Here is a 269-nt window from a genome sequence, read left to right as displayed (position 1 = left end):
TATAATATTTTTAAAAAATGGAGGAGGTAGAGGGATTCGAACCCCCGCGCGACTCTCGCCGCCTGTCGGTTTTCAAGACCGATCCCTTCAGCCGAACTTGGGTATACCTCCATGAAGGAAAAAAGAAATATTTTATTATTTATGTCTGAACCATTTTAAAAAAATGGAGGAGGTAGAGGGATTCGAACCCCCGCGCGATTCTCACCGCCTGTCGGTTTTCAAGACCGATCCCTTCAGCCGAACTTGGGTATACCTCCGAGACATATAAT

2 tRNA genes are annotated in these 269 nt (G+C 45.4%); both read right to left on the bottom strand.

Annotation, left to right across the window (positions count from 1 at the left end):
* Window positions 1-18 precede the first annotated feature (18 nt).
* Window positions 19-111, bottom strand: a tRNA-Ser gene (locus tag MR113_RS27760).
* 53 nt (window positions 112-164) lie between these two features.
* Window positions 165-257, bottom strand: a tRNA-Ser gene (locus MR113_RS27755).
* Window positions 258-269: the final 12 nt, after the last annotated feature.

This window comes from Bacillus cereus group sp. BfR-BA-01379, assembly GCF_022663605.1.
Taxonomy (GTDB): domain Bacteria; phylum Bacillota; class Bacilli; order Bacillales; family Bacillaceae_G; genus Bacillus_A; species Bacillus_A mobilis.
This window is presented reverse-complemented; position numbering and strand designations above follow the sequence as displayed.